General features: G+C 42.0%; 18 protein-coding genes, 1 other RNA gene and 1 pseudogene. 7 read left to right on the forward strand and 13 right to left on the reverse strand.

What is annotated here, in order from left to right:
* Window positions 1-8 precede the first annotated feature (8 nt).
* Window positions 9-1364: a hypothetical protein gene (locus JMX91_RS05155; protein WP_201547999.1), complete on the reverse strand. Its 1356-nt coding sequence runs from the start codon at window positions 1362-1364 to the stop codon at window positions 9-11.
* 237 nt (window positions 1365-1601) lie between these two features.
* Here JMX91_RS05155 and JMX91_RS05160 point away from each other — a divergent pair.
* Window positions 1602-1809 (forward strand): annotated as a pseudogene (locus tag JMX91_RS05160) (hypothetical protein); the annotation flags it as partial.
* A 217-nt stretch (window positions 1810-2026) separates the two neighbouring features.
* On the opposite strand, the gene JMX91_RS05165 reads toward JMX91_RS05160, so the two are convergent.
* From JMX91_RS05165 to JMX91_RS05190, 6 genes are all read right to left on the reverse strand, one after another.
* Window positions 2027-2278 (reverse strand): helix-turn-helix transcriptional regulator, encoded by a 252-nt coding sequence (locus JMX91_RS05165; RefSeq protein ID WP_201548000.1) that lies wholly within the window; start codon window positions 2276-2278, stop codon window positions 2027-2029.
* 167 nt (window positions 2279-2445) lie between these two features.
* Window positions 2446-3351: a hydrolase or metal-binding protein gene (locus JMX91_RS05170; protein ID WP_201548001.1), complete on the reverse strand. Its 906-nt coding sequence runs from the start codon at window positions 3349-3351 to the stop codon at window positions 2446-2448.
* A gap of 108 nt (window positions 3352-3459) precedes the next feature.
* Window positions 3460-4593 carry a lambda-exonuclease family protein gene (locus tag JMX91_RS05175; protein ID WP_201548002.1) on the reverse strand — a complete coding sequence of 378 codons (1134 nt, stop codon included), beginning with the start codon at window positions 4591-4593 and terminating at the stop codon, window positions 3460-3462.
* A 122-nt stretch (window positions 4594-4715) separates the two neighbouring features.
* Window positions 4716-5711, reverse strand: a complete 996-nt coding sequence (locus JMX91_RS05180) for a DUF932 domain-containing protein (protein WP_201548003.1) — start codon at window positions 5709-5711, stop codon at window positions 4716-4718.
* A gap of 50 nt (window positions 5712-5761) precedes the next feature.
* Window positions 5762-6040, reverse strand: a complete 279-nt coding sequence (locus tag JMX91_RS05185) for a hypothetical protein (protein ID WP_201548004.1) — start codon at window positions 6038-6040, stop codon at window positions 5762-5764.
* Window positions 6041-6216: 176 nt separating this feature from the next.
* Window positions 6217-7107 (reverse strand): inovirus-type Gp2 protein, encoded by an 891-nt coding sequence (locus JMX91_RS05190; RefSeq protein ID WP_201548005.1) that lies wholly within the window; start codon window positions 7105-7107, stop codon window positions 6217-6219.
* 389 nt (window positions 7108-7496) lie between these two features.
* On the opposite strand from JMX91_RS05190, the gene JMX91_RS05195 reads away from it, so the two are divergent.
* Entirely contained in the window at window positions 7497-8765 is a 1269-nt protein-coding gene (locus JMX91_RS05195; RefSeq protein WP_201548006.1) for a hypothetical protein, read from the forward strand.
* Window positions 8766-9231: 466 nt separating this feature from the next.
* Here JMX91_RS05195 and JMX91_RS05200 read toward each other — a convergent pair whose 3' ends face one another.
* From JMX91_RS05200 to JMX91_RS05210, 3 genes are all read right to left on the reverse strand, one after another.
* Window positions 9232-10860, reverse strand: coding sequence for a long-chain-fatty-acid--CoA ligase (locus JMX91_RS05200; protein ID WP_201548007.1), 1629 nt, complete (start codon window positions 10858-10860; stop codon window positions 9232-9234).
* A 292-nt stretch (window positions 10861-11152) separates the two neighbouring features.
* Window positions 11153-11511, reverse strand: a transfer-messenger RNA (tmRNA) gene (ssrA, locus tag JMX91_RS05205).
* An 85-nt stretch (window positions 11512-11596) separates the two neighbouring features.
* The gene (locus tag JMX91_RS05210; RefSeq protein WP_201548008.1) at window positions 11597-12268 is read right to left on the reverse strand and encodes an alpha/beta hydrolase; all 672 of its coding nucleotides are present in this window, start codon (window positions 12266-12268) and stop codon (window positions 11597-11599) included.
* 275 nt (window positions 12269-12543) lie between these two features.
* On the opposite strand from JMX91_RS05210, the gene JMX91_RS05215 reads away from it, so the two are divergent.
* The 4 genes from JMX91_RS05215 to JMX91_RS05230 all read left to right on the forward strand — a co-directional run bounded on the left by JMX91_RS05215 (window position 12544) and on the right by JMX91_RS05230 (window position 17152).
* Window positions 12544-13914: a glycerophosphodiester phosphodiesterase family protein gene (locus JMX91_RS05215; RefSeq protein WP_201548009.1), complete on the forward strand. Its 1371-nt coding sequence runs from the start codon at window positions 12544-12546 to the stop codon at window positions 13912-13914.
* A gap of 233 nt (window positions 13915-14147) precedes the next feature.
* Complete coding sequence (locus JMX91_RS05220) at window positions 14148-14927, forward strand: response regulator (RefSeq protein ID WP_201548010.1); 780 nt, start codon at window positions 14148-14150, stop codon at window positions 14925-14927.
* 16 nt (window positions 14928-14943) lie between these two features.
* A complete protein-coding gene (gene creC / locus JMX91_RS05225; RefSeq protein ID WP_201548011.1) occupies window positions 14944-16716 on the forward strand; it encodes a two-component system sensor histidine kinase CreC in 1773 nt (590 codons plus the stop codon).
* A 235-nt stretch (window positions 16717-16951) separates the two neighbouring features.
* Window positions 16952-17152: a hypothetical protein gene (locus JMX91_RS05230; protein WP_201548012.1), complete on the forward strand. Its 201-nt coding sequence runs from the start codon at window positions 16952-16954 to the stop codon at window positions 17150-17152.
* A 134-nt stretch (window positions 17153-17286) separates the two neighbouring features.
* Here the strand turns inward: JMX91_RS05230 and aroC are convergent, their stop codons facing one another.
* The gene (gene aroC, locus JMX91_RS05235) at window positions 17287-18390 is read right to left on the reverse strand and encodes a chorismate synthase (protein WP_201548013.1); all 1104 of its coding nucleotides are present in this window, start codon (window positions 18388-18390) and stop codon (window positions 17287-17289) included.
* Between the two features lie 144 nt (window positions 18391-18534).
* On the reverse strand, window positions 18535-19707 hold the full coding sequence (gene prmB / locus JMX91_RS05240) for a 50S ribosomal protein L3 N(5)-glutamine methyltransferase (RefSeq protein ID WP_201548014.1): 1173 nt from the start codon (window positions 19705-19707) through the stop codon (window positions 18535-18537).
* Between the two features lie 340 nt (window positions 19708-20047).
* Here prmB and JMX91_RS05245 point away from each other — a divergent pair, with 340 nt between their 5' ends.
* The gene (locus JMX91_RS05245) at window positions 20048-21451 is read left to right on the forward strand and encodes a L,D-transpeptidase family protein (protein ID WP_201548015.1); all 1404 of its coding nucleotides are present in this window, start codon (window positions 20048-20050) and stop codon (window positions 21449-21451) included.
* A gap of 151 nt (window positions 21452-21602) precedes the next feature.
* On the opposite strand, the gene JMX91_RS05250 is transcribed toward JMX91_RS05245, so the two are convergent.
* The gene (locus JMX91_RS05250) at window positions 21603-21815 is read right to left on the reverse strand and encodes a hypothetical protein (RefSeq protein ID WP_201548016.1); all 213 of its coding nucleotides are present in this window, start codon (window positions 21813-21815) and stop codon (window positions 21603-21605) included.
* Between the last annotated feature and the right edge of the window lie 5 nt (window positions 21816-21820).

The raw sequence follows: 21820 nt of genomic DNA on the forward strand, positions 1-21820 counted from the left end.
GTAGTTAGCTATTGAGGTAAAGACTTATAAGCATCACAACCTAATGCCTCAAAGTCTGCTTTTGTAAAATACTGAATAGTGGGTAGATAATCACCTAGAACTTCAGCTTCATCGCCAGGTACTGATGTGTTTTTAATAGCATTATCGAAGCTGTCAGCTGGCAGCATGTTTCTCATAAGCAAGAATCCATCTGTAGCGTTATTTTGTCTCCCGGAAATAATAGAGAATCCATCACCATCGCTAGACCAAGGTAAGAAACCAACACCACATTGATCAATTGCATTAACAGGTCGATCAGATGGTAAACTTGAAACCATTGTATAGTAGCCGTCTGGGTTTATAGCAACTTGCTCGTCGTATAAACAACTTGTAACTTTTTGAGAATAATACTCATTTTGACACATAGACCAGTAGCGCATTTGTGCATCGCTCTCATCAAAGATTGCATCACCATTTATGGTTTTAGGAACTTTCGGAACTTTCCCTCGTATAACGACAATTGGTTTAATACTTCTATCCACGTAGGCACTAATATACTGGTTATCTAAATTAGCATATCGAGCGACTTGTCTAACAGGATTTCCTTCACACTGGTTTAGAAATGAACATTTAAATCCAAACTGTACGTTATAGACCGCTCGCCAAATTGGATTTTCCTTAGCAGGATTGTTTTGACGAAGTTGAGCATAAGTATCAGGTGGTATAACAGGAACTTTCACTAATTCTTTTTCAGACTCTAGCTTGTCACAAGCCGACTGCCCTTTCAACACTTGACCATTAGTTAAAGTAAGCTCTGGAGTTGGTAAACCTACTCCACCCGTAGCATCTTTACCTTTGTTTGGCACGTAAACTCGATACAATAACCGTGCCTCACCATTATTGTCCTGTGCATAATCATAAACAATATTATTTGGAGGTATTATTGGAGCTTGACCCGCTGCTAATTCGATCTGATAGCTTCGTTTGTCATTATTACGCTCTGCTCCTTGAGTAAAAGGGTTGATTGAACCATTATTGGCAAGTATTTGCTGATCTCTTAGCGCAAATGCCGGAGAGTTATCTTGACGATAACTGTTGAATGACATGTAGCGAGCGTAAGGGAACTCTCCATTTAGCTTTAAACTAGCTCCTTCTGGTAAGCTATATTTAGCGTGCCAATAAGTGGCGCCCGTATCAGGGTAAGCAAAGTTTGATTCTGGATTATCAATACTGTAGGGGCCGCCCCAGAAACAGCCTCCAACGTCCTCAGGCTCATTAGTATCTGGAATAATAACAGTAGTTTCATTATCGTCATTACAAGCTGTCAACAAACTAATGCTAACGATCATAGCAATGGTTAAGGTAAGTCTTTTTAGATTAATCATAGTCACTCCTGTTTATCATCATTACGTCCTTGTACAGCATTATGCTGACTACTGTAATAAATCTAACAAGATTGTTACTAATTAAATAGGTTTATTCGAGTCAACCAAATACAGCCCCTATGTCTATTCGGGTCATAGGTTCATAGTACATATTCGTAGTTAAAAAAAGCCATCTATTTAAGTAATGACATAGTCAGCTTAAGGGCTTTACTACGCATAACTATACGGGAAAGCTTTTTGTCTGAATTAAAGATAGTTAAGCACTTAGCCATTACAGCATTAGCAGAGATTATAGGTTGCTATTTGACATATTTATGGCCGAGAGAGAGTAAGTTAATATGGCCTCTTGTACCCAGTACGCTTAGTTTGGTTGCTGAATTTACACCCAACCGCTGTTGACAGAGTTTATGCTACCTATAGCGGTGTGTATGTAATAGTGGCAATACCATAGTTATGAGTTGTTGGTGGGATACAACTATCGACATGAGATATATTAGCTACATCAGCAGCACTTCTAGGGATGGCTATTATTATTTCAGCACTGCGTAATATATAGACTACTAATTAAACTTATCAAATGGTGTTTTTTTGAACTATCAGTTTTAAAACGAGACAAAAAAATGAACCGCCCTACTTTCTAAATTTAGGGCGGCTTGACAACCTTAAGCCGATCTTGAATCTATCTTATTATTAATCCACTCTGCAATCTCACTTGCTACCCACGCCACCCTCTTCTCTGTCAGTTTTACCTTTTTAGGGAACGTTGGATCATATTGAGCAGAATTCACATCGGCCATTGCATAGATAGTCGAACGGCTAATACCTGTATATTCTTTGACGTCTTTGAGGCTAAGTAGCTGCGGTATATGATTGCATTGCTCGATTACTGGTTGTGCTGCGTTTAATTGTTCCATGGTGATCTCCTTTATAAGTTTATGAGAATCTTTCTTCTCATACAGTGAGGGAGTCCTATATTTTTTTACGGCATCTTATATAGTCCGGCGGCTACTCTTAGATAACGCAATAAAAAAGAGCTGAATGAATCAGCTCTTTTCTATGTTGCCTATCTGACTTGATTGGCTTAACTCACAGCCGTCACGCTTTGCCGTAATCCTTGCTCAATGCTAGTCACGTTATGCGTAGCAATACCGTGATTAAAGCTTTGCTGATTGCTACTATCCCCTATCTCGACTGGATAAAACTCCTCAGCCACATCTAGCAGACCATCGTTATCAACCTCAAAACACGAATTGCTATAACCGCCCTTAGCTGCTTCCTCTAACGCCGCTTGATCAAAGCCGTGTTCACACAGCTCTGCATCAATCGCTTTAGCATGTTGTACCGCATCTTTAAGCGTTATCCCATCACGTAACGTCAAATCCACAAAGTAAATCGGCGTGCGATAGCTTTGCGTCGTGCTTTTACCTCGCAAGGTGAGTTGCAACGGCAAGCATGACAGCTTATTGCCTGATACCGCAGCAAAGTAGCTTAGACGTGCTGCAAGTGTACGAATGCTATTAAAGCCAGTGGTGCGAAAGATAAACGTACCTAACTCGTCGTCTTCAGATAAATTGACGTAGAGCCTGCCATAAGGCTTACAAGCACCGCCTTGGGCCAGTGGACAACGATCAGGTGATGGGCATGGTAGTGTTTCCACGCCATTATTGGTTCGGCGCTGACACTGCTCACCATCACCTACACATAGCGGTCTGCCCGTTTGCCGATCAAACAGTGTGTACTCAGCTCGCAAATTAAGCTCAGGATCATTAAACAGCATACGCACGGGTATTTGTCTGAGCTTACCGTCATTATTTGCACGTAGTTTTTCGTCTAGTGGATGATTGATCCAGCCGTCTTTATTTTGCACTTGGCTGGTAATGGTGAATTGATCGTCCTTAGCAGGAAGGCGTTTACCGTCTTTTTGAATGACACGTCCAATACTGATACGACCAAGTACGGGCGGGGTTATGGTGAGACCTTTAATCATAGTGATATTCCTTATATGTTTTAGTTAGCCATAAAAAAGCCCACCTGTGCTAGGTGGGCGGTTATGCGCTAGATTTGGTTTGTGTGTGTCGATTGAATAGATAGCGCTTTAATCGTTCAAGATAACAAAGCGTCTGCTACCTTGACGGGTTTTACTAAACTTTTCCATAAACTCAGGATGGGCTTTGATCACCGCCTTGGTATCTAAGCTTACGCTGTCCTTGGATCGTTTCCATGAGATAGCCCCTTTATCAAAGATCGCCACCTCATGGTCTTTGATCAGGCTTTGTAGTTGATGCTTTACCTGATCATGACGCTGCTCTAACTCTTGCATGTAATCACGGTAGCTCAGCAATTGCTCAAATAGCTTGTTAGCGCCATCGTCATCACGCAGATCAACCTTGCTTGAAGGTTTAGGCGTTGGATACAGCTGCTTTAATGCCTGAGCTGCAGATTCAGAATGATCAGGCGTTGGCGGTGTATCGGTTGATACGTATTGCCAGAACAGACGCTCATGCTCCATGATAGACTCAATCAAGCGCTCGTCACGCTCAACTTTATAAATCTTAGCCTCATGTCCACAGAGTAGTACGCAGATGTGCGCCGCCGTTTTGCCTGTGACCGCTAGCTGATGCTGTACTTGGCACGTCACATATAACGGCACGCCATGCTTCCAAAGCTTGGCTCCATGCTCCCCTGTGGTTTTGCACTCAAGTATTTGTACTTCATCACTGCCAACCACCGAGTAGTCTAAATTGGCTAACATAAAGTGGTTGTCAGGATCAGGGTGCTGTAAGACAGCATTGACGCGGCGCACCTTATTGCCGGTGTGCTTTTGATAATATCTAGCCACCATTGGTTCTAAGGTGTTACCCCAATACAGTGGCGCATAACCCTCAGCACCTTCATCAATATTTGATGCCATACGCCCAGTCTTAATCATCCATAATTCAAGCATGGATAGAAAAGGGTGAATACCGCAAGCGGCAGCAGCGTCACTACTGCCGATACCTTGCTTGCGAACAGCTAGCCACTCTTCATGACTTAACGATTTGGTGTTGACCAAACGTTTAGCCGTGCTTGATTGATTAGCAGACGGCTTAACGGGTTTATTTTCAGCCTTAGGCTTTGTTGGCATCTCTACGCTATTGTGCCGAGCGTTTAGTGGGACTTTACCCTTAACGGTGGCACGCTTAAGTCTTGGCTGCGTCGTATTTGTATTATTTAATGCGATCATGTTCATAGTGAACTCCTTCATTAGATTTATTATTAATAAGTAATGCAGTGCTTTGTTTGATTGACGGCATAAAAAAACCACGCTCAAAGGCGTGGTTGATTTATCAAGTAACTACAGTAATTAAGAGATTAGGCAATTAAGCGCAGCGCTTCATCGAGGCTTTTATCTTTAAGTTTAGCCCCTGCACCGAACCAAGCTGAGTCTAAGCGATGATCCCTCGACATAGCACGGCGTTCATGATCCACAAACTCTGTCATGGCTGACAGCAGGCCATAAGCGGTATCTTTAGCAGAGTCTAGATCCGCACCACGACCCTGACCATTAAACATCGTCATCACCTGATTCATGGCACGAGCATTCGGAACCGCTTCTTTCTCCTTCTTAGCGGTATTAAATAGAATAAGGCCATCGTCTTTGACATCGTTAAACACGCGATTTAAGTAATTAGCCGCTTCTGCTTGCGTCACTCGTCTATTAGTAAGCTGTTTCATCTCATAGTTAAAGTCATCCCACTGACTGACCGATACGCCTAGTTGCTGTTTGACTTTGTCGGCATCAAAGGTAGTGCTATGCGGAACTTTGACCACGCCGCCGCTGCCATCAGCCAGACTGATTGCTAAGGTGTTATTACACACCACACGGATATTAGTGAACTGCGCTGTGGTGGCAAGCGTACCATCACAAGCGGTTGCTAGCAGCAAATAGCCATGACTGACATCACCGCCACGTAGCGTTGCCGATTGACCAGTACGAGCGAGTGCCCAGAACTTACGGCCGCCTTTTAACACCCCTGCCGTTTCTAACTCAAAGTCTGCTTGCTCAGTCAGATCCCGATAGAACTCTAAAATCTCACGCGGTTGTACTTCTTGGTAGCGTTGACTCACTACTGATAATGGCTCTAGGTTATCTGAACGATACAACACTTTATTGCTGTCAAACGGCATGATCAGGCTTTGCCCTTTTTCATTGCTTGCCATGTAGCTGACGTCTGAGGACTCAATACGCCAGTCCATACCTGCCTCTTTAGCCCAGACCTCTATAGGCTGCTTAGGGGACAACTCTTGTCCTAGTCCATGCCAGGGGGTATCACCGACGTATGCCATTGATTCGATTAAATGTGCCATGAGTACTGCTCCTTGATAAGTTTTAATGAAATGATTACTGATGAATAAGGTTATAGCGTGAAGGGTTTAAAACAGCGCTGACAAAGGTAGTTTTGCTGAGGGATTGTGATCAGCGGCGTTTGTGCGCGGCGCGTTGCTACGCTAACAGCAGAGGCAATCGCGGTGGCTGTGATCACACCAATGGCAGGATTGACTTTGTAGTATTTACAAATGCTCACACCAAGGCTTGTCAGCGTTGCTTGAGAGCACAACTGCTCGAATATTGATGAGACGGGATTAGATTGACTGATTACATCGGATGAGTGACAGTAAGGGCAAATAGGTTTCATAGGATCTCCTTGAGAGTGGCGCATAAAAAAGGCCTGCTATAAAGCAGACCTTGATTAGACGTTTAGGGTTAGATTGATGAGGAAGCAATAGCTCCTTATCTCATGGGGATACTATATATCTGTAATTATTTTGCTATGAGATACGCCCACGCGTTTTAGGTGTATTGACCATTGACCTAGCTAGAAGGCATGCTTTGCCCAAAGGTATTCATATTGGGTACAGACACCTTAAGACGTTGATAGCTACCATCACGCTTATCAGGACGGGTTAAATACAAGGCAGCTTCAACCGCATTCTCAACTTCTTGCATGTTGTTACGATGGATCATCCCGATACCAAGTTTGCCGTAGCGTGCAAGACCTTCCTTATATTCTTTAGTGTTTAAGATAAAGCAGTAGCCAACGCCTTCAGTAATAGCTTGCCATTTTTGTCCAACTTGATCAGCCAAATAACTGTCCTTGTAATGTTTTGAACCATCAAAGATCAATAGTAGATGACAGTGAAATCCACCATTGTCTTCACCCTGTTCTAATGACCAAGCATGGCTAAGCAAATGCGTAAAACAAGTATCGCCATTATGAATGGCGTCTCTTAATTTTTTCATATGAAAATCAAAATCACGAATGGTAATGTGATGGCTAAGTTCTTGGATGTATTTTAAATCTACTCTGACAAACAACAATCTTGGGTAATTTAAAATCAGGCTTCTGATATTAGACTCTAAGCTTTTGCAGTTTTGATTACTTTGATAACGCCACGCACTATAATCCTTCTTAATCCCCTTTTCACAGCTTGACAGTAAATTAATAAACTGCTCTGTTTTTTCACCATCCCAAAAGACATTGTAAGGATAATCGTTACCAATAATCATATTGGTGGTTTCTATAAATGCTTGGATGGGTTTTGAGTATCTGTCTTCAGAATTAAGGCTGATCATGAACGAGTAATAGAACTCGTTCAACTGACTTTTGATATGTTGAAAAATAATCGTACCGAACAGTACATCTCTAACCAGTCTGTCGACGTTAGAGATAAGTTGAGACTGATTAACAGGTGAATAGATCATGGCTTGTTTTCCTATGAATATAAAGTTGAATGGGTGCTACATATATTCATAGGGCTGTATATTTTTTTACTGTTCAGTGCGGATAGCATCCGCCTTAGTTAAGTAGTACTTAATGTGAGTTATATTATAGTACCAACAATTTGAGGGTATACAGATCGCAGTTTTATGCAAGCCACGCTTAGGTTTATGAAAAATACAATACAGCAAATCACTGTGTTTTAACAAAGATGACGAGGATGGAGTTAGCTGATAGAATATTTCTAAAATCTCTAGTGATAGATGGTTTTATAGTATATATTTGCTGGTATAACATACATCCATACTAACGATAAAATGACGGTTTTATGATGTAATACTGATGATATAATTTAACTCATGATGAAGAGACAATGATGCAACCAACTGTAGATTATAATGATAATCATTCAACAATAGGAAAAATAGTTAAGTGTTCCAATGAATATGAAACTTACTGGCATATATATAACTATAGAATGAGTTATGAAGGGTTTAAATATCCAGTGTCTAGAGAACCTAAATTTTATAAAGATATCTTGATTGAGTTACTGGAGAACTCAGGTAAAAGTAAAAGAGAGATCGAAGCTCTGCTGAAGAATACTCCACGCATTTTGACCCCTTTTGAGTACGTCGGTTGGTTTTACAAAGATGACAGAGCTTCGCTATGGTTAAAAATAGTTTGTAATAGATTTACAAACAGCATGCCTCCAATCAGTAATAAAATTGATATTAGAAATTTTTTACATGACTTGATATACAATTCAAACATAGTTATAAGGAAAAATGCTATAAATTTTATAGGTCCAGTTTATAAACAAAGAAAACTAGATAGCATAGAGTCTTTTAAAAGACTAGAAAAAATTTACATGCAATCAAGAATAGATAAAAGATCGGTAGCGTTTTTACGTGACAATAAAAATGTAGAGCATGCGTATAACTATATAAAAGATAAGATACCGATCATATCTATATTGAAATACACCCAAGACATTAGCTTTGATTCAACAAGCGATAAGTCGAATTACATTCTAGCGGTTCTTGATTACTGGAATTTTGAGAAACTATGGGGTAGCAACAATCTTGCGCAATTAAATGGCAAAGGTGATGAGCAAACAAGAGAAGAGTTTATAAAGAAAGTAAAAGATGCTTGTAACTCGAAAAATTCTCGTGATAGGGCTAAGAAACTTAAACAGACTGGCTTAGAGCTGACGAAACAAAATAAAGAGAACCTAAGATATCTTGCTAAGAGTCATGGCAAGACACAACAAGATATCTTAAATGATTTGGTTGGTTTAGCTTATAATCAGACACGAAATCAAGAAATTCAACTAAACTCATCCTTTCCTAATCAAGATGCTTTTTTCGATAGCATTCCTCAAACGCAGCCTTCTAGCTCGCAAAAGGAAGATAAGTCAATTCCAAAAGGCAACATGTTGAATGACTATAAAGAGGAGCCGAGTCGCTCGTATAATACAGACTCTCCTATTACGTCAGTATGCGATAATGAGAAACTACCGACTGTCACCCTTACACCCAAACAGGAAGCTATTTCACTACAAACATTTCTTCCTGAAGAAAATTATGGAAAACAAATTGAAGATGCAAGTAATGTCAATACAGACAGCTACCATAAGTTATAACTCAAAATAGGGGTAAGTCTTCTAGCTTGCATAAAATCAAGGTACAATACACTTATTGAACATTCATCTTTGATCCAAGATTTTGAAATCAGCACTCTATGTACACTATGGTGTACACCTAAATTTATTAAAAATAATTTTTCATTTAATATCAACAACTTAATTACTATACACCGTTCCGGCTCCGGGTACCATTACATAGTCCTATACTATCTTATAGAACAACAAAGCCCCTGATATCAGGGGCTTTGTTGTATCTGGCGTTCTATACTGTCCTGATCTATCTACTCCAATCCATGCATCTGATGTACATTAACCTCTCAGTGCTCATTTATGATAATAATGACAAGTGATATAGATGACGAGCATCTCGAACGCTCTATACCACTATTCTTAGAGAAATCTAACTAGATTACAAACTTGGTTTTGCAGGTAGCATCATCAATTTTTGTTTTTAACAGCCAAATCAGCTATTTAACAATACGTTGCCATAGTCATCACGCAGGTCTTTTTTGACCATTTTCCCAGCGCCATTTAGTACGATATTATCTACAAATATGACCTTATCGGGTATTTGCCAGCTGGCAATTTTACCTTCGTAAAAGCTCAGTACTTGCGACTCATCGATTTCTGAATCTGGCTCCTTCACCACAATTAGTACTGGACGTTCGCTCCATTTTTTATGCTTTGCAGCAATAGCGGCTGCCATTCTTATCTGCGGATGGGCGACTGCAATGTTCTCTAGCTCTACTGACGATATCCACTCACCACCAGATTTAATCAAATCTTTTGAGCGATCCCGAATATTCATATAGCCATCGGCATCAATGGTTGCGATATCCCCTGTGTCGAACCAACCGTCTTCAGTTATCGCATCAGGATTTTCTGTGTAATAATCGTTGATGATCCAGTGTCCTTTGATCTGTAGACGACCTTGAGACATACCATCTTCTTCAACTTGCTGTAGCGGCTCGTCAGTATCTATGAGACGTAGCTGAACGCCGTAGGGTGGACGACCTTGAGAGTTACGCAACTCATTAATCTCATCTTTACTCAGCGATTTATGCTTGGCTTTTATTTGATTCATCGTTCCAAGTGGGCTGGTTTCTGTCATGCCCCAACCATGCACCGCATCACAATTAAAATCTTCTCTAAACGTTTTGATTACCGATGGTGGACATGCGGCCCCTCCGACAATAGTACGCGTCATGCTATCCAGCTTGCTACCTCTGGCTTTGGCAGCGGTCAATAGACTTTGCCAAATTGTTGGAACCCCTAGAGCAACTGTGACATGACAATCATCGATAAGAGATACCAGACTATCACCATCGAGATTTGGACCAGGAAGTATGAGAGAGCAACCAGTCAAGGCAGCCGCGTAAGGTGTGCCCCACGCATTGACATGGAACATCGGTACCACGGGTAACAAAACATCTTGTGCAGAGAGAGCGGAGACATCAGGCATGCACAATGCCATCGCATGTAGCACAGAAGAGCGATGCGTATATAAAATCCCTTTAGGGTTACCGGTAGTTCCGGATGTGTAGCATAAAGAGCTGGCTGTTGCTTCATCGAATTGAGGCCAGTCAAAGTCAGTCGAGTTTTCTGCTAATAGCTCATCAAAGAACAGTACATTAGGTAGTTTTTCGACAATACTATCATCTCGATCACTTAGACAAATGAAGTGTTCAACACCTTTTATATGCTCTTTGATTGCCATAATTAGCGGTAGGAAAGTAGTATCAAAAAACAGTACTCGATCATCAGCGTCATTGATAATGTAGCTAAGCTGCTCGGGGAACAAACGTGGATTGATAGTATGGCAAACCATGCCACTGCCTGAAATCGCATACCAAGCTTCTAAATGACGACGATTATTCCAAGCCAAAGTTGCTATGCGTTCTGATGATTTAAGTCCCAGTGCAGACAACGCATTGGCCAATCGTTTTGAGTTGTCTGAGACAGTGCGCCAATTGGTATGAGTCATCTGTCCGTCGACTTCTTTGGACAAAACCGCCGTATCGCCATGATAACGGGCAGCGTGTTCGATTAGACCACTGATCAGCAATGGCTGATACATCATTTTTCCTAACATAATACATTCCCTGTAGTTATTTGAAAGTCCGCTTATTCTTGCTATTGCATCGCCTGATGCGAAAAATAGGCCTCAACTAAGAATAATCAGAATTATTCTTTAAGACAAGTTAATATTATGTTCTCCATAGACAACAAAAAATTGTGATTCAACTTCAAAGACTTGATGATTACTCTATATAAATATTTTTTATATTCTCATCAAAAATTCATTAGCATCATGACTCGTTTAATTAACCATAAAATTTAAACAAAAAAAATCCGACCACCTAAGTGATCGGATTTTTAATATTTGGTGGAGATGGCGGGAGTTGAACCCGCGTCCGCCAGCATTACGCTCATGAATCTACATGTTTAGTTTCTGTCTTTAAATTTAATCCGCACCGATCCGACAGTCAGGATGGATTGGACGATTCTCTACTTTTGAACCCAAGCGATTGAGACAATCCCTTGTGGCGAGCCTACATGCGGACGCTTCAACTTAGTTAACCAACTGTAGGTGATCAGCAACTAAGTAAGCAGGGTTTAAGCTGCTAGAGCGTAAGTTTCGTCGTTTGCGACTATAACAATATATGTTTGATTAACGAGAGGACATACACTCTCGACATGCATCATTGAGTTTCATCACCAGCGTCGAAGCCAGAACATCCCCAATAAGGTCGCTTATTATATAGGAAAATCAGGCAAGTTTTCAACCTATAGTAGACTTGCATTACATTACGTTACAGCTTAATGAGTTAGGCCAAAACGGTATTTAACCACTGACCAATGTTTTGAATCTGCGGCATACAGACTTGATGTGCCATCGGATACGTATTGTAAGACACATTATAGTCCTTTGCCGACAATAACTGCTGGGCTTGCTCACCTAGGATGACAGGCACAACTGGATCATGAGAACCATGCTCAATCAAAATCGGCATATCTTTATTGGCAGCACTATACTCAATATTGTCATTGGTTGCTAAGTAGGTAGAGAGCGTCATCAAGCCAGCCAAACGTTTTGGATAGCCAAGTGCCACATGATACGCAACTGCCCCGCCCTGCGAAAATCCTGCGATAACGATATGCTCTGGTAACACGCCGCGCTCTATCTCACGACTGATCAAATCTTGTATCTGCTGAGCAGACTCTTCAATCTGAGCCACATCTACTTTTCGCTCTAGACTCATCTCTATGATGTCGTACCATGCTGGCATCACCATGCCGCCATTTACTGTGACTGGGCGTTTAGGTGCATGTGGGAAGACAAAACGTACTGCCATATCATCAGCCAACCCAAGCTGCGGTACAACTGGCTCAAAATCATGACCGCTAGCACCTAAGCCATGTAGCCAAATCACTGCGCGATCTATCTTTTTTTGAGAGGGATTGTGCTCAACGACGACTGCGTCTAAATAGTTACTCATAGTTATCCTTAATAATGTAGTGAGATATGCCTTAAGCATTTCTATATTTTTTGCCAAAATAATGTGTGTGTCATTATATGGTCAATATCATCTGTTAGTTTGAGAATATGGTCAATAGTGAGGCACCAAACGGGCAATAACCAAAATGTGACCATCAAGCACGTCATGACCTTTAGTTTTTTTTAGCAAATAGCAGCCAATAATCAAACGTTAATTTTTTAATTCCTATCCCTACGTCCGATGGGATTTTTTATAATTTTGCAGGAACATTTTACATGACAATTTCTAATAAATCAGCGCTTGAGCTGAGTAAGCAAACCCTAGCTAAAGTTAATAAGATTCATCTCACCTTACCTTTAACACTGATCAGCTCATTATTGATAGTAGGCTGTACTACTGATAGCCGCTCAATGCTCACATCAAAAGCCCCTTTATCGACAGCGCAACCGCAATCACAGCCACAACTGTCCTCACCTCTCGCATATACCTACGGCGTGCGTCCATTGTATCTGATCAATGATATGGATGAGGGACCCCTAAAAGAAGAGTTACAGGCGTGCAAAGGGCAACTGCCAAGTAAAACAGACTTCTCTATTGCCCATCGAGGTGCGCCATTACAACTGCCTGAACATACCTATGATAGCTACGTGGCGTCAGCACAAATGGGGGCCGGCATCTTAGAATGTGATGTCGCTTTTACCAATGACGGTGAGCTTGTCTGTCGTCATGCCCAGAACGATTTGCATACCACTACTAATATATTAGCCACGCCGCTCGCCAACCAATGCACTGTACCGCCCATATTGGATGCTAAAGGCAAACTGACCAATGCCGATAGTATCGAATGCCGTACCTCAGATATCAGTGCCGCTCAATTTAAAACCTTGACGGGTAAGATGGATGCTGCCAATAAAAAAGCAACCAGTATTAGCGAGTATATGAATGCGACTGCACCTTGGCGAACGGATTTGTATTCACAAAACGGTAAGGTGATGACGTTAAAAGAGCATATCGCATTGGCTCGTAAGCTAGGTATGAAGCACACGCCTGAGTTAAAAGCACCAGCCGTGACCATGCCGTTTAACGGCTATCGTTTAGACGATTACCGCCAACAGCTGATAGATACTTATAAGGCAGCGGGCGTGCCTGCAAGTGATGTATTTGCCCAGTCATTTAATATAGAAGATCTTGATTACTGGATCAAAAATGAGCCCGATTATGGCGCTAATGCCGTCTATCTTATAGATGACAGCAACGAGACCGCTGACGATAAAACATTTGATAAAGATGACGCAGCCACTTGGAAACACTCATTGGCTGATATCAAAGCACGTGGTATCAACACCATTGCACCAGCACTTTGGCTATTAGTCACTACTGATGATAAGGGAAATATGCAACCATCAGAATACGCAAAACAAGCCAAAGCCAATGGTCTAAAAATCATTACCTGGTCGATAGAGCGTTCAGGACCATTAACCGATGGTGGCGATTGGTACTATAGCGGTCTTGACGATGCCATCAATAATGATGGTGACATGATGAATTATATTGACGTACTAGCACAAGACGTTGGTGTTCAGGGTATTTTTTCGGACTGGCCTGCTACAGTGAGTTACTATGCCAACTGTAAAGGTCTTAAATAGGTTTTCGCTTAATCTGTTAATAGACAATCACGCTTAATCTTTATTATCAAGGTCAGCTTGTTCATTGAGCTGGCCTTTTTTGTTGAATGCATTAAGGGAGTAACATCATAAACTGTTTACTTAGCACCTCCCTTTTCCATTAACTTTTCACACCATTTAACTCGTGGCAGCCAGAGCAACCCACGCTTTTGTGCTACGATAATTTACTAAGCTTATAAAACGATATAGAGACTATGACCCATATTTTACTGGTAGAAGATGATCCTGCTATTGCCATGTCACTCAAAGTGACTTGCAAGCGTGAAGGCTGGAATATGACATGGTTAGATAATGCCAGTAGCGTGTTACCCATGCTGCATAGTCATGAAGCACAAAATTTATCGGCGATCATTATGGATGTCGGTCTGCCAGATGGCGATGGTTTAAGTCTGTGCCAACAAATACGTCATACACCTGATATCGATGCCTTAAAAGACTTACCCATTGTATTTTTGACCGCGCGTAGCGATGAGGTCGATCGGATTTTGGGGTTGGAGATGGGCGGTGATGATTATTGTGCCAAACCCTTTAGTCCACGTGAACTGGTCGCGCGTTTAAAAGCCATTTGGCGACGTGAGCAGCTGATTCAACAGTCAGGCTCTCATACCACAAACTCAAATGATAGTACTGATATTGCTTCCTCGAATAATCTATCAGGACAAGCGTTAACGTTTGAAAACCAATCTGGTGTCTGGCACTATCAGCCGCTTAATTATTCCTTAAAATGGCAAGATCAAAAGCTGGAGCTTAGTAATACTGAGCGCAAAATTTTGCTCACCTTATTACAAGCACCGAATCAAGTCTTTAGCCGTGAGCAGCTGCTTAACGCAGTTAGTGACTATCCTGACCACCGCTTAGCACGCACGATAGACAGCCATATCAAGTCAATTCGTAAGCAACTTGCGACCGTTGATACGAGTATTGAAGTCATTCATACGCATCGTGGATTGGGTTACGCCTTATGTCCCGCTTAATGATGGCTGCTAATTTATGAATCATAATGCCAATAATGCTGAGAGCGATATTCATAACGACCAAAGCAATTGGTATGCCAAACTGCATCCCATTGGTACTGTGCAGCAAGCCCCTAAACGCAAACGACTGCTCAATTTAAGTATATTTTTTAGGATTTGGCTTGCAGTCGCTTTGGTACTCATCATATGCGGCGTGGTCGTGTTTACTCAGTTGTTTGGCTACGTCAAGCCAACCGCGCAGCAAGTCATCGAAGACACGCTACTAGACACCAGTAAGTTACTCGCGGCCAGTCTCCAGATGCCATTATCTACAGGACAACTATACGATGAGGCTTATCAAGCGCAACTTGATGCGGCCTTCGTGGGCATACCAGCGATTAACGATAATTTAGGTCCCGACTATCAAGCCAAAAGCTATAGCAGCTTTCGGGTATATGTAACAGACAGTAGCGGCAGGGTCATTTATGACTCGCTACCCAAACCTGACAATAATGAAGGGCAAAACTATGGGCGCTGGAATGATGTCTATCTCACATTAAGAGGTCAGTACGGCGCAAGAAGTACGCTGCGAGATGGCCAACAGCGTGATGGCTCGGTCATGTATGTGGCGCAGCCAATAAAGAATATGTCTGGCGAGATTATCGGCGTGGTCAGCGTCGGCAAACCTGTCGCCAGCGTATTACCTTATTTGGACGACACACGTAACCGTATGCTTATCACCGCACTACTTATCAGCATCGCTGCCCTTATACTGGCAGGTCTAGTAGCATGGTGGCTTAAGCAGAGCATTACCTTGGTGACTCAATATACTAGCGCGCTGGCAGAAGACACTAAAAAGCCCTATTTTTATCTGGGTCATGAGCTAAACAGCCTGACAGATACCATCGAGACTATGAAACATCGACTAGAGAATCGTGCTTATGTCACTGATTATGTTCATACGCTCACTCACGAGTTAAAAAGTCCCTTAACCGCCATACGCGCCAGTAGTGAGCTGTTAGAGGACGATGGACTAGATGGCAATAAACTGGATAATGAAGATCGGCAGATGCTCATTGAGACGGTAGGTGAGCAAAGCGTAAAAATGCAACAGCTCATCGACCGACTTCTGTTGCTGGCTAAAGTAGAACAGCCTACCTTTAAGCTCAATCGACAACTGACTTCCCTATTACCATTATTGCAAAGTTTGATCAGAGATAATGCAGCCAAGCAGCAACAGCAGAATCTATACCCTATCGATATATATATTGATAATAAGAATGTGACCAACATTGCAAACTTGCCAGCAGAAATATTGGCATCAACCAGCGTGTATGCTGACCAATTTTGGTTAATACAGGTACTGCAAAATGTGCTTGATAATGCCATTCATTTCGCTGATAACATGGTTGAGATTTACTTGCATAGCACAGCGCGAACGGTAATCATCGATATATTTAATGATGGTAAGCTATTGCCTGATTATGCTATTGAAAAAGCTTTTGAGCGTTATTTTAGCCTATCTCATCAAAGTCAGTCTGTTCACCAAGTGAAAAATCAGAGTACAACCTATGCGCTAGATACAGGTTCAGCACATCAGAAAACTGAATCCAAACAGTCCGATAGTATTCTCAAAAAAGGTACTGGTCTTGGACTCACCTTAGTGAAGCAAGTCATTGAGCACCATGGCGGCCAGGTAACTATTGATAATGTCCATGCTAATGATAATAAAATGGGCGCTGATAAAACTGATACTGGTAAAAATCAGCGTTCTGGTGTGATGGTTAGTATTACCCTGCCCTTAGCTTGAGAATAATAACTTATAGTCGATTCAATTTAAGAGTAGTACAAGGCAACCGAGTGCAGATGTATATGTGATACTTCAAGCGAGGTTAACGCTGTAATACTTTTATAGTGGAATGACTATATAATAGTTCATCAACTTTCCATCATGACTACACAGGATTTCTACTTCATTGTTTTACGATAGCACTAGGATCTGTTGAACCGTCAAATTCGTAAAGTAAATTAGGAGTAGAAATTTCATGTCACATCAATTAACGGATAACCCTATTATCAATAACCTAATCGGCTTTAGCCGTCATTACTGTGCACAGACATTAACGAGCCAAGGCGTTGATAGTATTGAGTTTGGTCATTGGCTAGCGATTCCTAGTCAGCGGTTGTTATTGGTATTTCGACATCAGCAGTGTGTGGCTATCGATGAATATCAACTGGCAGCCTAATATTCAGATATCTCAATACACTGATTGTATTTAGGTAACCCCTGTATTTTATTTGGACATAAAAAAGCCCTTTATCATTTCTAGTATTAAACTACTGGAAACAACAAAGGGCTGATTACTCTACGACAAAAATACTAAGTAATCGATTGTACTGGCGGCTTCACATCAGCGTTTTGACCACGGTGACGCAGATAATGATCAAGCACTACAATCGCTAGCATCGCTTCGGCAATAGGCGTAGCACGCACACCAACGCAAGGATCATGACGACCCTTGGTTAACATATCGACTGCTTCACCTTGAGTGTTAATACTCTTGCCAGCAGTGGTAATGCTAGAGGTTGGTTTTAAAGCAATACTCACACGGATATCTTGGCCTGATGAGATCCCGCCCAAGACACCACCAGCATGGTTGGCTGCAAACCCATCTGGCGTCAGCTCATCACGAGCACTATGTCCGAATTGACCTGCTACCGCCATCCCATCACCAATCTCGACCCCTTTAACCGCATTGATACTCATCATCGCATGAGCGATATCTGCATCTAAACGATCAAATACTGGCTCACCTAAGCCTACTGGCACACCGCTCGCAATAATATCAAGGCGCGCACCACAGCTAGTGCCTTCACGGCGCAGGTTATCAATCAAGGTTTCAAACCGGCCAATCGTTTCTTTGTCTGCGCAGAAGAACGGATTGCTATTTACAAACTCCCAGTCAATTTGACTCGGATCTAGAACGTTACTATGCTCGTTACCAATCTGAGTCACATGACCACGAATTTGTACGCCCAGCCGTTCTTGCAAGTACTTCTTAGCAATAGCGCCAGCAGCCACTCGCATAGCCGTCTCGCGCGCTGACGAGCGACCACCACCACGATAATCACGGAAACCATATTTCATACTATAAGTATAGTCAGCGTGTCCTGGACGGAAAGTATCTTTAATATCGCTATAATCTTTTGATTTTTGATTGGTATTACGAATCAATAGACCGATAGACGTCCCCGTGGTTTTTCCTTCAAATACGCCAGAGATAATCTCAACTTCATCAGACTCACGGCGCTGGGTTGAATACTTAGACGTTCCTGGTTTGCGACGATCCAAATCTACTTGTAGGTCGTCTGCAGATAATGCTAAACCTGGTGGTACGCCATCAACGATCGCCATAAGGCCTGCACCATGTGACTCACCGCAAGTGGTGACCGTAAAAACCTGCCCAATACTATTGCCTGCCATAACTGTCCTTAAACAAGTAAACGCTACTGATGACTATTTGACCAATTACTCATAATTATTGTTTGTATTGCTTGTCATGAGTGATTGTATTGTTGCTTATAGTTTCGGCTAGTGTAGCCGAGGCCCATTCAAGCTAATATTTATCTATTGAAGGCTATCTAATAGCTGAACATAAGAGGCAAACAATTGACGATTTGAGACTAGCTCATCATAGGTAATGGCAAAGACACCATGCCCGCCATGTGCAAACTTCAACCAATCAAATTGAATCTCAGGATAGGCTTGTTTTAATGCCCATTCGCTGTCACCCACTTCACAGACCAGCAAACCATCTGGGCTAAGGTAATCTGGCGCTTCAAATAAAATACGATGTACCAAATCCAAGCCGTCTTGACCCGCGGCTAATGCATGCTCAGGCTCATATAAGAACTCAGGCGGCAAATCTGCCATGATAGCAGCATCGACATACGGCGGATTGGTGACGATAAGCTCATATTGATTCTCAGCTGGTATCTTGGCAAACAGATCAGACTCAATTACGTTTACTTGATGGCCAAGGTCATGATGATCGACGTTGACCATTGCCACTTCTAGTGCACCTTTATCGATATCAACGGCATCGACCAATGCATCAACGAAACGGGTGGCAAGCGCGATTGCGATACAACCAGAGCCAGTACATAAGTCTAAGATACGCTCAGGCTGCGACAATTGCTTCACATCTAACCCATGGTCATAAAATACTGCTGACTTTTCATTCGGGCTGACACCCAGTGGCTTGGCGAGCTCAGTCACATCAAAATACGGATGGAACTGCTGACGAATCAACTCCGCTATCGGTGAACGAGGGATAAGGACACGCTCATCCACATAAAAAGGCAAATCACAGAAGTAAGACAAGTTAATCAGATAGCTCAGCGGCTTACGTTCAGCAATACGCTCTTCTAATAATCCGAGTACTGCCTGCTTCTCTGACGTGGTCAAACGGCAGTCTAAAATTTGCTCATTGGCTGACCAATCTAAAGACAACGAATGCAATACGATGGCTGAGGCTTCTGCAAACTCATCGGTCGTGCCTTGTGCGACAACCACATCATAGTTACGCAATTGAGTGACGGAAAAACGAATAAAGTCGCGAATACTCACCAGCTGCTCGCGTGCTTCATTCAGCTCTGCATGTAAGTTAGCAAATTCATCGTGCTCACCAAGAAGTCCAGTCTCTAAATCATACTCCATCTCACCGTCTAAGCCTTCAGACTCATCGTTGAAGTATTGGTTTTGAAACTCTTCTGCACTCATTGTTTGGTCTTCTGACATATCGCACCTTGTGGATTAACTGCTAGCGGGTTAAATTGCTTTTTGCTAAAAATCGTTATATTAAATAAAATTCAGTCATACATTATAGACGTAAACCTCTAGTAGCGCCAATAACTGTCATTTTTACTTGCACAAAAAATAGTGCGAATAATGAACAGTTTGCGTAAGAATCGAGCACGACGCCATACACACCTTGGTTAAATTATTACCCAACTGTAGCGAATACGTCAGCAGTTGACGTTTGGCAAGTCTTAAATGCAAAAAGATGTGTCAAAAGTTTGCGATGCAATCAAATTATGCGCATAATAGCCGCATTAGTAGCAACCACAAGTGACTCAATATGATGAAAATAAAGCCAATTATTACTGCCATATCTATCGCAGCTGTAAGTGCTAGTGTAGCCGCACTTGCTGCACCTGCTGATAGTACTCGCACATTGCCAGTACGCACGGCTGACGCTATGCCAGGTCTTGCCAAAAAGGTTAGCCTTAATGTGCAAGAGAATCGTAGTCGCTCAGATGGCGCTGCTACTGTACAGTTAAATACAGAGAAAGCGAAACCAGTCGACAGCATGAACCAGCTTATCAATAATAAGCAAGAAGCCAACCAAAACGTGCCAGCCCCAGCTGCTGACAATATGAGTGCAGCAGAACTGACGCGTAAAGATGAGCAAGCTGACCGTAACGATGACATTAGTGAAGGTCAAGCCGTTGCGGCGCCTAGCGACCTATCATCTATCGACTCGTCTGATCCACTCGCTTTTGAGTTACCAGAGAGTGAGAAGCGTCAAGATTTCAGTGATGATCCAACCATCAAAAATATCGAAGATAAAGATGGTAAGAAGCATACAACGCTGAACTTATCGAACTATGCTAAGCAAGTGAACGGTGCTGTCTGGTCACCTAATATGAAAGTCAATTCAGCGATGACGATCAAAATACAAGCGCTGCTCGATTGGAATCATGCTTCTCCTGGTCCTATTGATGGCGGTTGGGGCATGAACAGCAAAAAAGCCCTTGTTAACTTCCAAACCATGAAAGGCTTGCCAGCGACTGGTAAAATGGACCAAAAAACTTGGGATGCTTTGGTTAAAAATATCCCTGCGAACAAACCTGTATTGGTCACTTATACGTTGACCGCAGACGATATCAATACCAATTTTGCGACTACCCCTTCTGGTTCAGAAGCGAAGTCAAAAATGAAAGGTCTTTATTATCAAGATATCAAAGAGATGCTAGGTGAACGTTTCCATATGGATGTACGTTACTTAGACAAACTCAACAAAAATAAAAAGTATGCTGTTGGCGAGACTATCACAGTGCTAAATACTCGTGACAAGCTGAACCAACGTATTAATCGCGTAGTTGCTAATAAAGCCGATAAAACATTGTATGCCTATAATGGTGACAAATTGGTTGCTACTTATCCGACGACCGTTGGTAGCGATGCCACACCATCTCCAAAAGGCACGTTCAAAATTATCAATAAAGTGAAGATGCCTTGGTATAAATCAACCGTTGGTGAAGGCGCTCAAAAGAAAGTTCATATGATAGCACCAGGACCAAACAACCCAGTCGGTGTCGTTTGGATGGGATTATCTAAGCCATCTTACGGTTTACATGGCTCACCAGTACCTGAAGGTATCAGCCGTCAAGGCTCAGCAGGTTGTGTTCGTTTGACCAACTGGGATGTGTTAGAAGTTTATGCCAATATTGAGAATGGCGCAGTTGTCGAACTTCAATAAATAGAACCTTATTAAATGTAGCTTCGATGCTAGTTAGCAGATATTTTTAATGATAAAAAAGACCTCAATATTGAGGTCTTTTTTGTTTGCTGATAGGCGGTTCCACTTCACATCGATAACACTGCTTGTCTTTATGTTTTACTGTTCGCCTTTATGTCTTATAGCTTTCCTCATTCCCAGTAATACTGCCAATTTTTTTGGTAAAGAATAACCCTGCAGGTATGGAAGCCAAAACACCCAATCCAACCGCTATTTGAATATGAAATATCTCATCGAACCCTGTAATGAGAGCACCAATCATAAAAAGCCCGATAGTCACGGTGGCTGTCATTGAGTAGATGACAGAAAATAATGGCCAGTTCATAAATT

This window comes from Psychrobacter sp. Pi2-1 (assembly GCF_904846645.1).
In the GTDB taxonomy this organism is placed as follows: domain Bacteria; phylum Pseudomonadota; class Gammaproteobacteria; order Pseudomonadales; family Moraxellaceae; genus Psychrobacter.

Coding starts and splice junctions, on each gene's coding strand:
- JMX91_RS05155 (WP_201547999.1), bottom strand. CDS start 1,364: ATGATTAATCTAAAAAGACTTACCTTAACCATTGCTATGATCGTTAGC.
- JMX91_RS05165 (WP_201548000.1), bottom strand. CDS start 2,278: ATGGAACAATTAAACGCAGCACAACCAGTAATCGAGCAATGCAATCAT.
- JMX91_RS05170 (WP_201548001.1), bottom strand. CDS start 3,351: ATGATTAAAGGTCTCACCATAACCCCGCCCGTACTTGGTCGTATCAGT.
- JMX91_RS05175 (WP_201548002.1), bottom strand. CDS start 4,593: ATGAACATGATCGCATTAAATAATACAAATACGACGCAGCCAAGACTT.
- JMX91_RS05180 (WP_201548003.1), bottom strand. CDS start 5,711: ATGGCACATTTAATCGAATCAATGGCATACGTCGGTGATACCCCCTGG.
- JMX91_RS05185 (WP_201548004.1), bottom strand. CDS start 6,040: ATGAAACCTATTTGCCCTTACTGTCACTCATCCGATGTAATCAGTCAA.
- JMX91_RS05190 (WP_201548005.1), bottom strand. CDS start 7,107: ATGATCTATTCACCTGTTAATCAGTCTCAACTTATCTCTAACGTCGAC.
- JMX91_RS05195 (WP_201548006.1), top strand. CDS start 7,497: ATGATGCAACCAACTGTAGATTATAATGATAATCATTCAACAATAGGA.
- JMX91_RS05200 (WP_201548007.1), bottom strand. CDS start 10,860: ATGTTAGGAAAAATGATGTATCAGCCATTGCTGATCAGTGGTCTAATC.
- JMX91_RS05210 (WP_201548008.1), bottom strand. CDS start 12,268: ATGAGTAACTATTTAGACGCAGTCGTCGTTGAGCACAATCCCTCTCAA.
- JMX91_RS05215 (WP_201548009.1), top strand. CDS start 12,544: ATGACAATTTCTAATAAATCAGCGCTTGAGCTGAGTAAGCAAACCCTA.
- JMX91_RS05220 (WP_201548010.1), top strand. CDS start 14,148: ATGACCCATATTTTACTGGTAGAAGATGATCCTGCTATTGCCATGTCA.
- creC (WP_201548011.1), top strand. CDS start 14,944: ATGAATCATAATGCCAATAATGCTGAGAGCGATATTCATAACGACCAA.
- JMX91_RS05230 (WP_201548012.1), top strand. CDS start 16,952: ATGTCACATCAATTAACGGATAACCCTATTATCAATAACCTAATCGGC.
- aroC (WP_201548013.1), bottom strand. CDS start 18,390: ATGGCAGGCAATAGTATTGGGCAGGTTTTTACGGTCACCACTTGCGGT.
- prmB (WP_201548014.1), bottom strand. CDS start 19,707: ATGTCAGAAGACCAAACAATGAGTGCAGAAGAGTTTCAAAACCAATAC.
- JMX91_RS05245 (WP_201548015.1), top strand. CDS start 20,048: ATGATGAAAATAAAGCCAATTATTACTGCCATATCTATCGCAGCTGTA.
- JMX91_RS05250 (WP_201548016.1), bottom strand. CDS start 21,815: ATGAACTGGCCATTATTTTCTGTCATCTACTCAATGACAGCCACCGTG.